The sequence below is a fragment of the Actinoplanes sp. NPDC051861 genome (genome assembly GCF_040681145.1).
Lineage (GTDB): Bacteria > Actinomycetota > Actinomycetes > Mycobacteriales > Micromonosporaceae > Actinoplanes.
This window is the reverse complement of sequence record NZ_JBFAYE010000014.1, coordinates 237285-250823: the sequence shown is the minus strand read 5'-3', so window position 1 is coordinate 250823 and position 13539 is coordinate 237285. Positions and strand designations below refer to the sequence as shown.

Annotated in this window: 9 protein-coding genes; 3 read left to right on the top strand and 6 right to left on the bottom strand. The window is 63.8% G+C overall.

Annotated features, from left to right (window positions below):
- Positions 1 to 51 precede the first annotated feature (51 nt).
- From AB0M02_RS31160 to AB0M02_RS31140, 5 genes are all read right to left on the bottom strand, one after another.
- Complete coding sequence (locus tag AB0M02_RS31160) at positions 52 to 1098, bottom strand: hypothetical protein (protein WP_364233231.1); 1047 nt, start codon at positions 1096 to 1098, stop codon at positions 52 to 54.
- A 413-nt stretch (positions 1099 to 1511) separates the two neighbouring features.
- Positions 1512 to 4022, bottom strand: a complete 2511-nt coding sequence (locus AB0M02_RS31155; protein ID WP_364233229.1) for a DEAD/DEAH box helicase family protein — start codon at positions 4020 to 4022, stop codon at positions 1512 to 1514.
- Positions 4019 to 6028: a site-specific DNA-methyltransferase gene (locus tag AB0M02_RS31150; protein ID WP_364233226.1), complete on the bottom strand. Its 2010-nt coding sequence runs from the start codon at positions 6026 to 6028 to the stop codon at positions 4019 to 4021. The genes AB0M02_RS31155 and AB0M02_RS31150 overlap by 4 nt, the downstream gene beginning before the upstream one ends.
- A gap of 391 nt (positions 6029 to 6419) precedes the next feature.
- A complete protein-coding gene (locus tag AB0M02_RS31145) occupies positions 6420 to 7475 on the bottom strand; it encodes a beta family protein (protein WP_364233224.1) in 1056 nt (351 codons plus the stop codon).
- A gap of 225 nt (positions 7476 to 7700) precedes the next feature.
- Positions 7701 to 8528 (bottom strand): replication-relaxation family protein, encoded by an 828-nt coding sequence (locus AB0M02_RS31140; RefSeq protein ID WP_364233221.1) that lies wholly within the window; start codon positions 8526 to 8528, stop codon positions 7701 to 7703.
- Positions 8529 to 9421: 893 nt separating this feature from the next.
- On the opposite strand from AB0M02_RS31140, the gene AB0M02_RS31135 reads away from it, so the two are divergent.
- The 3 genes from AB0M02_RS31135 to AB0M02_RS31125 all read left to right on the top strand — a co-directional run bounded on the left by AB0M02_RS31135 (position 9422) and on the right by AB0M02_RS31125 (position 12538).
- A complete protein-coding gene (locus AB0M02_RS31135; RefSeq protein WP_364233218.1) occupies positions 9422 to 9754 on the top strand; it encodes a hypothetical protein in 333 nt (110 codons plus the stop codon).
- A complete protein-coding gene (locus AB0M02_RS31130) occupies positions 9751 to 11208 on the top strand; it encodes a tyrosine-type recombinase/integrase (RefSeq protein WP_364233216.1) in 1458 nt (485 codons plus the stop codon). The genes AB0M02_RS31135 and AB0M02_RS31130 overlap by 4 nt, the downstream gene beginning before the upstream one ends.
- Positions 11209 to 11374: 166 nt before the next feature.
- Positions 11375 to 12538, top strand: a complete 1164-nt coding sequence (locus tag AB0M02_RS31125) for a site-specific integrase (protein WP_364233213.1) — start codon at positions 11375 to 11377, stop codon at positions 12536 to 12538.
- A gap of 94 nt (positions 12539 to 12632) precedes the next feature.
- Here the strand turns inward: AB0M02_RS31125 and AB0M02_RS31120 are convergent, their stop codons facing one another.
- Complete coding sequence (locus AB0M02_RS31120) at positions 12633 to 13193, bottom strand: HD domain-containing protein (RefSeq protein WP_364233211.1); 561 nt, start codon at positions 13191 to 13193, stop codon at positions 12633 to 12635.
- Between the last annotated feature and the right edge of the window lie 346 nt (positions 13194 to 13539).

The window sequence follows — 13539 nt, the reverse complement described above, 5'->3', positions numbered from 1 at the left end:
ACGGTACATTCAGGGAACTGGCCAGCAACCGCAGAGACTGAGGCAAGTCCGTCACGACGTCCTCCCTTCCACGTTCGCCAGGCTCTCACTGGTATTCGACGGCTCATCGCCGCCGTCGTCCACCATCCCTGACACGTCGCCCTCGGCCTGGCACACGGTCAGCATGTCCAACACGACCTGCTCTTCGTCGTCGAACGCTCCGGTAAGTTCTCGCACAAGGCTGCGCACCCGCTCCAAGTGCTGGTAGGCACGACTTCGACCGCAGCCTAATTCCTTCTGCAGCTGCCTTACCGCCTCCGCCGACCCGACGTCCGCGAGGAGCCGCAGCACGTGACGATCTTGCTCCGTCAGTTGCCGCACTACCACGACAGCATCCTCTGCGGTCGTGGTGGCATCCTGCCGCGCCTGCCAGATATCGGCGGGCAACGGATCAGAGTCAGCGACCTGAGCAGCTGCCTCGTCCAGCGCGCCTGGTGGAGACGTCGGCGTGGACAAGGTAGCGGGGAATCGCCGCACGATGACCTCGACGAGTTGCTGCTCGCTCACGCTGCCTGCGGCGGTCGCCATCACGACCCGTAACACCGCGGACAGGTCCGTGGCCCTGGCGATCGGCGCTCGGCGGGTATCGCTCGTCCACCGCACGGCTGCGGCGCGCACCGTCCATGCCGCGGTCACCAACTCCTCCAAGCTGCCAGCCCAGGGCGGCTGGTGCGTGCCAGCCAACCGCCACCGGCCAGCGCCGGGGTGTCCAGCGGGCACTTTGCCGAAATCGTCATGGCCGTTCAAGTGCTTGACCAGCGTCCTGGTCACCGACCCGCGTTCGGTCTCGCGGAATCTGTCGATGAGCCAGCGCTCCACGATTGTGTGCAACAGCCGCTCCATCGACGCGTCGTCGCCACCCTGCCCCAGAACCGCGGCAACAGTCCGTTCCCAACGATCAGCAACGAAGTCGTGCGTTACAACAGTGTCAAGGTCAGGGTCAGCCTGATGCTCCCAGTACGCGCCAGGACGACGCCGAACTTGCACGCCGACCACGCGATACACCACCGCCAGGAACGGCTCGACGACACCGGCCTCGAGATCTTCCAGGATGGGCATGCCGACCCTCCTCCGGTCAGTGCTGTGGTGCTCTATCAGGTTGTGAGTAGCAACCCAGCGCCGGACAGTCGCTTGGGCACCCTCATCAACGACGGAGGTGACACGAGGTGACGCGAAGTAGTTCTCCGGCTCGGAGGGGAAGTGTAGGTCGAGTACTTACCTCTCAGCTCTTGACTCGCGGTGAGCGGGTCCATTGCCGCGACGCGAACCTGGGCAAGGCATGTCGTCCTCGTCAATACGGATGGGGCATGCACCCTATGCGGCAATAGATAAGTTCCGTGCCGCTTGCCCTGAAGGGCCCGACGTACCAATGGAGTGTCGGGCCCTCCGCATGCATCACCAGATCTCCCTCCAGCGGACCAAGACCTAAAAGGCCAACAGCCCACCATCGAGGGAGCGCCGATCTGGTCAATTCACCGGGAGCCGAAAGCCTTCATTTGGTTCCAGTCGAGTCCGGCGTCGTGGACATCGTCTTCGGTCAGAAGCAGGTAGTGCCACCTACCGTCGACCTTGCCGCTGTTGTTGACTGTGTTGGCCCAGGTTTTTGCTGCCCTAGCTTTAGCACGGACGTCTTCTGCGTTGGCTTCCTTGTTCATCTTGGTCTCGATGAGCCAGCAGGTTCGCTCCCCATCGACCTCCTCGATGGCGACGAGGTCAGGGTTGTATTCGCGTCCCTCCTGCGTCCAGGTAATCGGAAGGTCATTGATGTGCAGCCGCGCCCACACGATTACGGTGGGAGCTCCGTCAAGCGCCTGTGCGGCCTTGTATTCAGGTGACGTGTCGAACCAGGCGTATTCGTAGAGGCACTTGTCCCAGCCGCCGTAGGCCATAGCCTTCGAATGCGGCTCGGAATGCCCGGCAAGATGTTCCTTGGTAGTCTGGCGCTCCTTCTGAAGCTTATGGAACTTCACTTCATCGGAGAAGACAACGTCTTGGCTGGCAGCCTTCCTCAGATGTTCCATGACGAGGTTGGTGAGCCTCCGGGCCGCCCGCTCCCAGAACGCGGACAGATGCTTTTGAGCATCGGTCCCCATGCCGTCAATAAGCAGATCGGCTAGGCGCTGTGCCGCACGCGCCTCGCCTGCTTCTGGCCGAACGCTAGGAGCACGCATGATGGCTTTGACGAGGCCGGCGCGTGAAATTTCGAGGGGAATATCGAGAGCCAGCGACTCGACCTTCGAGTCGGCTTGTACGCCGCGGACGGTGCCGCCTTCGTCCGGTCGCAGCAGTGTCCGGCGTAGTTCAGTGTCAGCCTCGGTCGCGAGTGCCTTGCCGAGGGCCGTAAAAGGGGTGTCATCGTGGATCTGATTGAGGGAAACTATCGCCTTCGAGGCAACTTTCTGAGTGTACGGAATCACGATTTCGGCGCGACCTGGGAGGGGGTAGTGCTTCCGTATCTTGGCCCCAGTCTCATCCGCTGCTTCTTTGGCCCTTTCAAGCACGTCCTCGAAGTCCGCGATGCCGCCCGCGGGGGCCGGCTCCATCGAGGGCGATCCGGAAGCTGAATCACCGTGCTGCCCAGTGAATGGCGTTGTGTCGATGGCTTCGCCGTCACCTGAGGGGAGGACTTCTCGTTCCTCGTCGATGACCTTTTTTCGGGCGACAAGCTGACCGTCAGCGGTGCGGCGAATCTCAGCTAGTACGGCGTGGTCGATGAATTTCTCATTTAGCACTTGTCGTTTGGCGAGCAGAGCCTCGTATCGTTCGTGAGCGAGCACCTCGACGGTGTCGAGCATCTCTACGCCGGTGTATTTTCCGAACGGAAGACGCATACCCCGCCCAAGGGTCTGCTCGGTCAATACTGATGAAACGCTGGCGCGCATGGAGGCGATGACGTAGACGTTTTTGACGTCCCAGCCTTCCTTAAGCATCCCGACGCTGATGATGATGCGCACGGGTGACTGCGGGGATTCAACTTCTTCCAGCGCAGCCAGGGCCTCTTCCTTCTCGTCACCCTTCAGGTTCGAGTGGACGAGCAGTGTCCGGCCGATCCACGCACCGTTGTCGAACGACTCGCTGTCGAACATCTCCTGGTAGCGGTCGGCCTCGGCCGTGTCTTGGGCGATAACCAGCATCACCGGGTTGATGCGGGGTACACCTTCTTCATCGCACCGTGCATGCGCGAGGCGCTCCTTGTAGCGGAGCAGAGTAACCCCATCGAGAAGCTTGGTGTGGTCGTCGGTGCGGTCGTCCCTGCGCGCAACCAGAACCGGTGTCTTGACGAGCTGGTCCTTTATTGCGCGGGCCAAAGGGTAGCGGTAGACGACGAGATTTTCATCCGCCTTCGCAGGAGTCGCTGTAAGGCCGACGACGAGCTCGGGCAGAAGATCAGTGATGGTTTTCGAGAACGCCGGGCCGCGGTAACAGTGATGCTCGTCGGCGAGGATGACCAGGTCCTCGAGGCCGCTGAGCCAGTCGAACAGGGATCCACCGAGCCACTCTTGGTACTGGTGGGTGGCCCGCCCCTCACCCGTCTTCGATGTGAGGGCCTGGACCGTGAAGATGAACAGTTTGGTTCGGCTGCCGTCTTCCATCACCTTGCGTGTCGACGGGCTCTGAAAGTTGTCGGCGGTGATTACGAACGGCTCGGATGCCATTGCTCCGGTCAGTGACTTGCGGTGGCCCGGACTGAAATTTTTGATGCTCTTGTCCCGAATTGTGCGGCCGGGAGCCAGGAGTAGAAAGTTCCGAGCAGGCGACTCAAGCCCGGCGAAGTAGTCGATCAGGCCGGCCATGACATAGGTCTTGCCCACTCCGGTGGCCGAGTCGACGACGCAATCGAACGGAGCGGACTTCGCATCGACGTCGTAATGCATCGAGGTCATCGCTGCAACGCTCTCGATCGCCGCGCGATTGGGCTCGCGCAGTTCGAGTCGGTGTGCAATCTCGGAGAGGTGATCATCATTAATGTGAACGCTGCTCACGACTCAGTCCCCTCCAGTTCCTGATCCCGGCGCTTAAACGGAGAAGATTTGGCAGCCCGCCGCCGGTACGTGTCGAGCACGGCCTCCGGAATCTTCGTCAGCCGTGATCCCTTGCGTGCCTTGCGAAGCGTCTCTTCCGCATCTGGCTCGATCTGGGTGGCCCAAACCTCAACGATCTGGCTCTCAGGGAGTTGATCAAGAATCGCCGCTACAGTGCCAGGCCCAACCAAGCCGTCCAGAATCACGTAACGCACCTGACCACGCTTGGCGGCAAAAATTCCGTCAGGCTGGTAGCGAACGCCGAGCTGAGCGCACATCGCTTGCGCCAGGTCCCCTTGGGTAGCCCACTCGGCGAGCACGATGACGTCGGCAATACTCTCGAACATCGACGGGCCGATCTCAAGGTGCGAGAATCCGCCACCACCGTGCCAGAGAGTTACGGTCTGGTTCCTAGTCTTCGTAACGGTCCTTACCGCATTCAGCGTCTTCCTATCGATGTCGACACCCTTCAGAACCTTGTTCAGAAGCCGGTTGAACTCTTGTGCTTCTTCGGCTGTCATCTCATCCGGAAGGTCCACGTCTGCGACACGGTCCGTCGATGTAGTAATACCGCCGTGCTCCTCGCCCATCACCACCCGAGCCAGCCGGGGCTTGGTGTAGGTGTCGACCGTCTTTGGGAGCAGCTCGACCGTTACCCAGCGGCGTCCCATCTTGTGCGCCACCGCCGCGGTCGTGCCTGAGCCGCCGTAACAGTCGAGCACGACGTCACCGGGGTTCGAGCCAATGTGGATAACCCGCTGGAGTAGTTCCTCCGGTTTCGGGGTCGCGAAGGCGTGGAGATCCGGGAACAGATCGCGAAGCTGATTCTTGCCGCGCAGCGATCCACCGACGTCCGACGCAAACCACAATGTCTCCGGAACGCGTCCCTCATCAGCCAGATGCTTCTTGCGCTGGATCTTTTCCTTCTTGAGGTCAAGGAAAACCAAATCTGGCCAAAGGCCAGCTTCGTGCCGAGTACGGGCGGATTCGGCTGCATCCTCCAACGGCTCCGCAAGCATGATGGCCGGCACGCCTGGCTTCACCTGTTCGACGGTGGTGCCGCAGATGACGGCCCGTTTCTCCTCGTCCTTGATGTCGCGTAGTTCGTACTTGGCGTACTCGTTCATCTGCTCGAGAAACCAGGACTGGGCCTTACCCCAGCACCGTCCAGGAGTGGGGTACATCAGCCCGCCGGTGACCGGATGCTGGATGGCGTAAACCATCGGGTGGTTAGTGGCGGCCTTCCCTGCGGTCGCGTCGCCGTCACGCCATGGCACAGGGTCGCCGTCACGGGAGCGGTATCGGGACGTGTTCGACGCTGATAGGCGTTTCATTCGGTTCGGCGTCCAGCGATCGCTTTTGCGGTACACCAACACGCTGTCATGCGAGACCGAGAAGCCGGTTGTGTCATTTCTTGGCGACGTGGCCTTCTGCCACACGACCTCCGCAACGAAGTTCTCGGCGCCGAGTTCCTCGTCCAGGACCGAACGACAACGGTGCACCTCGGCATAGTCAAGGTGCACCCAAACCGAGCCGTCGTCGGATAGAAGGGGCTTGATCTGCCTCAACCGATCACGCAGCATCGTGAGCCAGACCGAGTGCTCGATATTGTCGTCGTAATTGGTGAACGTCTGCTTTGTATTGAAGGGAGGATCGATGTACACCAACTTGATCTTGCCGAGATAGACGTCCGCATGTTCGGGGACCTTGGTGAGGATGTCCAGCGCATGCATAGCGTCGCCGGTGATGAGGAGGTTGTCTGTCGTGGGCGCGGGTAACCCATCAGGTCGATCTTCCGGGGAATCCGCTTCGACACGATCTACCTCATGCAGGAGCCGAACCTCAGAGACCCGGTAGTCGGAACGATCGACAAATGTGTAGTCGTACTTGCCATCACCCGTTGACAGGAGCGCTTTGTCCTTGTTCGTCCAGGTGAGTTCGAGCCCTCCGCTATACCCCGCCGCCATGCAACATCCTGTCTGCTATGTCTTCAGCCTGCTCATGACAAGCATGCCCGACTGCGAGCGACGATTGAACCCTCGGGCCTGACCGCGAAGGGCCGCGCCGCTCGTTAGGTGATCTAGGCGAAGGTATCAGTGCAATCGTCGGTACCGATAAAGCCGTGGTGGGACGCCATGTTCCGCCTGACGTTCCCGAGGACCTCGTCGATCTACTCGTCGTTGAGTTCCGATGGCGTCATCCAAGCCGTCGATATGTTGGGCTGGGATTGCCCGGCTATTACTCGGAGTCGAGGTCATGGGTAGCCGCCCAGGTGGCGAGCCACATCAGAAGCGGGATTCCGGGCGGCCGTCGACCAGCAGTGAGGGGATGACGATCGGCGAAGCGGGAGCCGGGGAGTCAGCCGCCGGTGTCGTCGTGCGAGTCTTCGAGCATCTTCAGCACGTGGGTCAGGTGGTGTGCCGTGCCCCAGGCTCGCCATCCTGCCGCGTTCCCGGGGCCTCCGAGCACGGCGGCTCGTTGAGCGATCTCGGCGTCGCCCCAGGAGTACGCGGGGCCTTCTGCCGGCCAGTGATCCGCCGCCACCAGCGAGGCGCAAAGGTCGTACATGCTCTTGTAGCCGTTGCCGTCGCGCGCCCATCGGTATATCCACCACACGTCCTCGTCGGTGTACCGAAGGTTCGGAGGTGGAGGCCATCCCTTGACGGTCATCTTCGGGTGGGCGACGCCGTAGTCCCCGAAGATGACGTCGGGATCTTGGAGTCGTCTCCAGAGAGCCAGGTCGCGTCTGGGTATGGGGGTGGCGATGTTGTACGGGAGGTCACTGATCGACTCCGGCATCGCCCCTGAAGCCACGGTGATGGATTCCCATGGATAGCGCCGCGCCCAGACCAGGCACTTTCGCGCCAGCGCTTCGACTCTGCCGATGTCGCGTTCTGAGCGAACGTCGAAGAAATCGAGAACGAGTGCAGACTTCTCGATCGTCGTCCCAGCCCGCCGGCAGAGCTTAGCCAGCGCCGCTTCGGCTTCATCCTCGTCAGGATCGGCGATGTCGCCGCCGAGCCGGATGACAGCCTGCCCATCATGCATCTCCGCAGCCTGTCGCGCCTCTGCCAGACGGCGCTCGGAGTCGTTCAGGTGGAGAACCGGCCGGATGGGGACGCACCAGTCGGCGAAATCGTCGACGATGGCCTGCAGCGGTCCTCGCCAGCCTCCGTCCGGATCATCCAGGTAACGAGCGTCGACCGCCACGCTCATCCCTCGCGGTATTACGTTCCGGGCCCTGTCGGCGAAGCTGTGGGCATCCTTGATCGGATCCCCACTGGTTGGCGGCACCTCGAAGATCGGCATCACCCTCGCTGCCAGCACTTCCGGCAGATGGTCGATGGCTTTGAGCTCGCCTTCCTTGCCTTTGAGTATGGGCATGTAGACCACGGCGCACCCCTCGCTGGCCATCCACGCTTATCACTCAATAGTGCACGCTAAGTAATTCTGCGACAACAGTGCGTGCCCTCTCTGCAACGTGGACGGTAGCCACCCCAAGGTCAGCAGCCCGATGGCGGTGGCCTTCGCTGCACTGGACCGTCAGAGCAAAGGGCGATCATCTACCCGGCTGATGGATCAGGCCGCTGCCGCCGTGGTCCAGGCGTGCCGCAGGCCTGACGTGGCCATCGGCGCTAGTCATAGACCTGACAGGCGACAGCGCTCGCTCGATCCCACGCTGGCCCAGACCTGGCCGGCTGGACCGGCTGAGTCATCGCGCGTGCCAGTGGCGACGCGCAATAGGTCGGGTACTTCAGCGAGGCGTAGCCGGAGGTTGCGTTCCCGGGTGGCGGAATGCAGCCAGAACAGGATCGGCCAGGACCGGTCGAGGGTGGCGAAGAGTCTCGCGTAGCCGATGAGCTTGTTGGTCAAGACACTGAGCTGTTCGGCGCCAGTGTCGTACTCGAGGAAGAACGGCACCTCGCGGCCGTGCTCGACCCAGAGCCCGTACCCGTCTGGGCGTACCGGTGGTTCGTATGCGCGCAGCAGTGCCGGGTCGTCGTCGGTTACGAAGGTGCCGGCTCGTTGGCAGACGGCTTCGGGTAGCCACTGCTGGAGCTCGGCGCCGGGTTGGGTACGGGCGTGGCCGGCGAGGTCGGTGAAGAACTGGTTGACGCCGAGCCGGTGGGCGAGTGTGCGGGTTGAGGTCCAGCGGCGGCGTTCGAGGCGGGCGTGGTCGCGGCGTGGTGGCCGTTCGTCGCGGGCTGCGGCGACGACTTCGGCGCCGAGCTGGTCGATGAGCCAGTGGTACGGGTAGGATCCGCCGTCGGCGCGCTGAGGGCGGAAGCGGGCTATCAGCCGCAGTTGGTAGAGCGTACGGAGGCGGCGCTGGCAGAAGTCCAGCGACGGGAACAGAGCGTGGGCGGCCTGGAAGGTGGTGAGGACGCCGTGGTCGTAGAGCCAGCCCAGCAGGATCCGGTCGCGGGCGGTGAGTTGGGACTGCACTCGCAGGACGGGATCATCCATGCCGCGCCCCAGGGGAGACCCGGATGATTGCAGGGTCTGTCGGTGCACATGTCGCCAGCGGTGACAGCCGTCCTGAGCTGCGGTGTGAGGCAGATGGAGGGGTCGGTTCGAGGGTCCGGTTGAAGACTGACGTCAACCCTGACGGCAAGACTGACGGCCACGCTGACACTCGAACCGTTGCCGATGCCGAAGTTGCGGATGGCACAGTTCTCTCCCTTTGAGTTTGCAAGCGAAGTGGCGAGGCGCTGGCCGGGACCGCGACCGCTGATCAATCCGACGTGGACGGCGGTCGGCCGGACTCGGCACCCCGGCGGCGAGCCGTCACGGCCTGGTCCTCAGCGGCGGCCGCGGTGCTTCCCGACCGGGCGCTGGGAAGCGGTCGGCCGTGAGTCGGCGCGCGGGTGTCGTCCCCGAACGGGCGTCCGCGTCGGCGGGGATCGGCAACGGCGAACGGCGGGATGCCGGCGGCTTCGCTGTTCAAAACGCGGTTTGTCAGCCCTGGCGAACACTTCCCGGTCTAACAGGTTTCTGACAGGCCAGCATGGATCTCTGACAGTGCAGGTCAGCGGCTATCCCGTCTCGTTCCGGCACGATGTCTCATTACGCTCGCCGCGCTGACATCGGTTGTGCGCAACCGTCTGACAGCACCGTCGACGAAGCCCGGTGTGCGGACGCTGTCAGATCCTCGGCGTCGACCTGCCGTCAGCGGTGATCAAGGCCCTGATCCGCACTGTCAGATTCGTGGGAGGCGCTGTCAGAAACCTGTTAGACCGGGAAGTGTTCGCCGGAGCTGACAGGAGCCGGTTTGAGGGTGCACGCGCGTCCCGGCCGCCCTGCAGCGGAAGGGACGCGCCCCTCGATCGGCCGTCTCTTGCGACAGGAGCACTCTCATCGTGAACGCCCTTCCCAGCCACAACGCCTCCACCGGTCACCGCGACGAGGTATGGACCGAGGACCGCATCCGCGCCCTCGGTGCCGTCACCGACCTGCCCACCGCCGCCCGGATCTTCGGCCTCGGCCGTTCCCTGGCCTACGACCTCGCCCGCACCGACCAGTTCCCGGCACCGGTCATCCGCGCCGGCACCCGCTACCGCGTACCGATCCCCGGGATCCTCACCGCCCTCGGCCTGCCCACCAGCTCCGACTTGACCTCATCGGCCAAGCGAAGCGTGGATCACCACGACGGAATCAGACCGTCCGACCACGACGAGCGGGGAGAACCGTGACCAGCGAAGGATCCATCACCAAACGATGCTGCTGCAAAGACCCGGACACCGGCAAACGACTCAACAGCGGATGCCAGAAACTACGACGCCCCGGCGGCTCCTGGAGCACCACCCACGGCACCTGGGGCTACCAGCTCGAGCTGCCCGCCGGCCCCGGCCGCAACCGACGAGTCATGCGCCGCAGCGGCTTCGACGACCGCGACGCCACACGCACCGAACTCGACCACGCCCGCTCGCTACTCGCTCTCGCCGGCGACGACAGCGGCCTCGCCGTACAGATCGGCGACCTTCTCCAAGCGTGCAAGAACGGCGTCCCCCTGCCCGACCGTGACACCGTCGCCACCCGCGTCCGCGCCGGTGTCCCCGCCAGCGTGCCGACCACCACCGGCGACTACCTCACCGACTGGCTGGCCGGACGACGAGGCCTCTCCCCCAAGACGATCCGCGGGTACGGCGACCACATCCGCTCCTACCTCATCCCGCACCTCGGCGAGATCCCGCTGCAGAGCCTGCGAACCAGCCACATCCAGCTCATGTTCACCGCGCTCGACGCCCGAAACGAACAGATCCGGACCGCACGAACCAGCACCGACCCCGTCGAACGCCAGAAGTACCGTGGCATCCGGCCGATGGAAGCCGCCAGCATGCGCCGACTGTTCGCCACCCTGCGGGTGGCACTCAACGACGCCGTCCGCCGGGCCCGCCTCATCCCCACCAACCCCGCCCTCGGCATCGAACTCGAAGCCGGCGCCCGACCGAAGGCACGCGTCTGGACACCCAAAGCGATCGAACTCTGGAAGACCACTGGTGAACGGCCCAGCCCGGTCATGGTGTGGCGACCCGAGCAAGCCGGACAGTTCCTCGACTACGCACAACGCCACGACGCCGTGCTCTACCCGATGTTCGAACTGATCCTGCACCGCGGCCTGCGACGCGGCGAAGCCGTCGGCCTCCGCGATCACGACGTCGACCTCACCGAGGCCTACCTCAGCATCGTCCAACAGATCACCACCGTCGGCTACGAACCGGTTACCCGCAAGGTGAAAAGCGACGCCGGAGACCGGATCGTCCCCCTCGGCCCCACCACCGTCGCCGGCCTCACCGCCTACCTCGACATGCGCAACCGATGGCAGCAAGTCAGCGGCGACACCTGGCCGAACACCGGCCTGTTCTTCGTACGCCCCGACGGACAACCCTGGCACCCACAAGCCATCAGCGACCGCTTCGACCACCTCGTCACCCGAAGCGGCCTCCCACCCGTACGACTGCACGACCTCCGCCACTGCGCCGCCACCTACCTCCGCCACGGCGGCGCCGACATGAAAGAGATCCAGGAAGTCCTCGGTCACTCCACCATCGGCCTCACCTCCGACACCTACACCTCCGTCATCCTCGAACTCCGGCGGCCGAACGCCGACGCAGCCGCTAATCTCATCCCCCGCGAAGCGGCCTAAAACCACCACAACCAATCACGGCTGACACGATCCGATTCGCGCCCACCCCGATTCGTTCGCCTACGCCGGGCCCTCAGACGGCGACACCCAGTTGGGTGCCACCTTGAACGTTGGTCATCTCCCGGAGCGGGATACTTGCCCTGCTCGCGGGCGGTTAGCTTGCCGGATGACACTCGTGAATTTAAGCCCTGCTCACATGCACATACTCAAAGCCAGTATCACCCTCGCCGGGCGCGCCCACGGTTTCACCGACGAGCAGCGACGCCTTCTCAGAGGCGCCCACAAAGTGTTGTGCAACGCGCTACGCGGCGAACACGAACATTTCGACCACCTACGAGCAGCACCGCGCGACGCCAGCGGCGATGTCACTCCGGACATGACCGTCGAACAACTCGCCGACGCCTGGATCGACGAGATCCTCATCGAAAACCGGATCAAGCGACAGACCGTCGACCACTACGCCAACAACCTGCACTACTGGATCCTGCCGGGCATCGGGGACATGACCATCCGGCAAGCGACCGTTGGTGCGCTCGACCGCTACCTCAAAACCCTCGCCCGAACCCACCCTTCGGGGGCGCAGCGCTGCAAAAGCACCCTGTTGCAGATGTTCAGCCTGGCCGTCCGCCACGGCGCGCTACCCGCCAACCCGGTCCGCGACGTCGGCCGCCTGCCGAAACCACGCAAGATCGTCCAGGCCATGACCCTCGACGAGATCGAACGAGTACGCCACGCCCTGCACCTGTGGCGCACCACCAAAGCCGTCGGGCCCAAGAAAAGCCGCGCCTGCACCGACCTGTTCGACCTACTCCTGGCCACCGGCTGCCGAATCGGCGAAGCATGCGCCCTGCGCTGGCAGGACATCGACCCGCACGCCGGAACCCTCACCGTCGCCGGCACCATGGTCTTCCTCAAAGGCACCGGCTGGGAACGACAAGACTTCCCCAAAACCCGCGCCGGACAACGCACGATCCACCTGCCGCCCTTCGCCCTGGCCATGCTCCGCCGCCGCCGAACCGAGGAACCCCATCACCGGAACGACCCCCTCTTCGCCAGCCGCACCGGCACCTTCGTTCAACCGGACAACATGCGCCGCTCATTACGCTGCGCCCTGCAACGCCAGACCGATCTGAAATGGGTGAGTCCCCACGTCTTCCGCAAGACCGTCGCCACCGTACTGAGCGGACAAGGCCTAGTCACCGAAGCCGCCGCCCAACTCGGCCACGTCGACGAAAGCATCACCAAGAAGTTCTACATCCAGAAACCCTCAACCGCCCCCGACGTCAGCCACGCCCTGGAAATTCTGGTCGGCGAAGGTGAGCATCATTGAGCGGCCGTCTAAGCCTCGAATACCGAAATCCGGTGAACAATGTTCAGCGGGGCCGCATTAGATCACCACTCTTGCCGACGGCGATGGGACGCTGCTAGCGGTCGCGCCAGGAGAGCGGCGACAGCGCAAGAGCCGCTTCGGCGACTCGACGACCGGTTTCGGTCTTTAGATCTTTCTGCGCCGATTCGATCCAGCCGTCGACTCGCTGGACCCCGATATCCCGGTACTCTACGGCTTGCAGCAGCATTTCCAGCTTGTCGGCGTCCTTCGCGCACACCGCTTCGAGGGTTCGGCGGGCCTCGTATTCGTCGACGGCAGACCGGATGGCTTCGCGGGCTGTCTCGGGAAGTCGTTCTGTTTGATCTTTGGTGATACGAGTTGGGTCCGGCTTCGCCAGATAGGCGTTGGCCGTATGGGGCAGGTCACCGGTTCGGGTTTCCTGAGTGTCGTGCCATAGGGCGAGGAACGCTGCACGGGCAGGGTCGGCTCCCTCCTCAGCGGCGATGAGGGCAGCGAGTTGGGCGGTCCGCATCGTGTGCTCGGCAACTGACTCGGGGTCGCGGACGCCAGCGTGCCACCAGCCGGTGCGGCGTACACGCTTGAGCAGCCCTAGCTCGTACCCGAATGCGGCGATCGCCTCGGCCTCCTCTGACACGTCGGGTTCCTCTCTACCGATCGGCGATGCGCGTTGCGTATTGAAGCCCGGCCAACTGGTTGTACTCGGTGGGGCTCAGATCGCCCGTCGAGCGGAGCCTATCGAGTAGTACGCCGAGCGATGCGCGGACGTTGGGCCGCCCGTTGAGCAGCGAGGGCCGAGCCGGGACAATGTTCGAGCACTGGTCCGATGCCTCGACCCCAAGGCCGATCCGGCCGCCTGGGACCGCGCGTGGGTGCGCGCCGAAGTGGACCGGAAAAATCTACCGGGACGGCCCACTCGGCCTTCACCCCCGGCCTCACCCACGGCTGGCAGCAGCGCAGGCCACGCGGCTCGAATTCCGCTG

What these genes read in the sequence shown, in the direction of transcription:
- AB0M02_RS31145 (WP_364233224.1), bottom strand. Translation starts at nt 7,475, where the DNA reads ATGGCCAGCGAGGGGTGCGCCGTGGTCTACATGCCCATACTCAAAGGC.
- AB0M02_RS31140 (WP_364233221.1), bottom strand. Translation starts at nt 8,528, where the DNA reads ATGGATGATCCCGTCCTGCGAGTGCAGTCCCAACTCACCGCCCGCGAC.
- AB0M02_RS31125 (WP_364233213.1), top strand. Translation starts at nt 11,375, where the DNA reads ATGACACTCGTGAATTTAAGCCCTGCTCACATGCACATACTCAAAGCC.
- AB0M02_RS31160 (WP_364233231.1), bottom strand. Translation starts at nt 1,098, where the DNA reads ATGCCCATCCTGGAAGATCTCGAGGCCGGTGTCGTCGAGCCGTTCCTG.
- AB0M02_RS31150 (WP_364233226.1), bottom strand. Translation starts at nt 6,028, where the DNA reads ATGGCGGCGGGGTATAGCGGAGGGCTCGAACTCACCTGGACGAACAAG.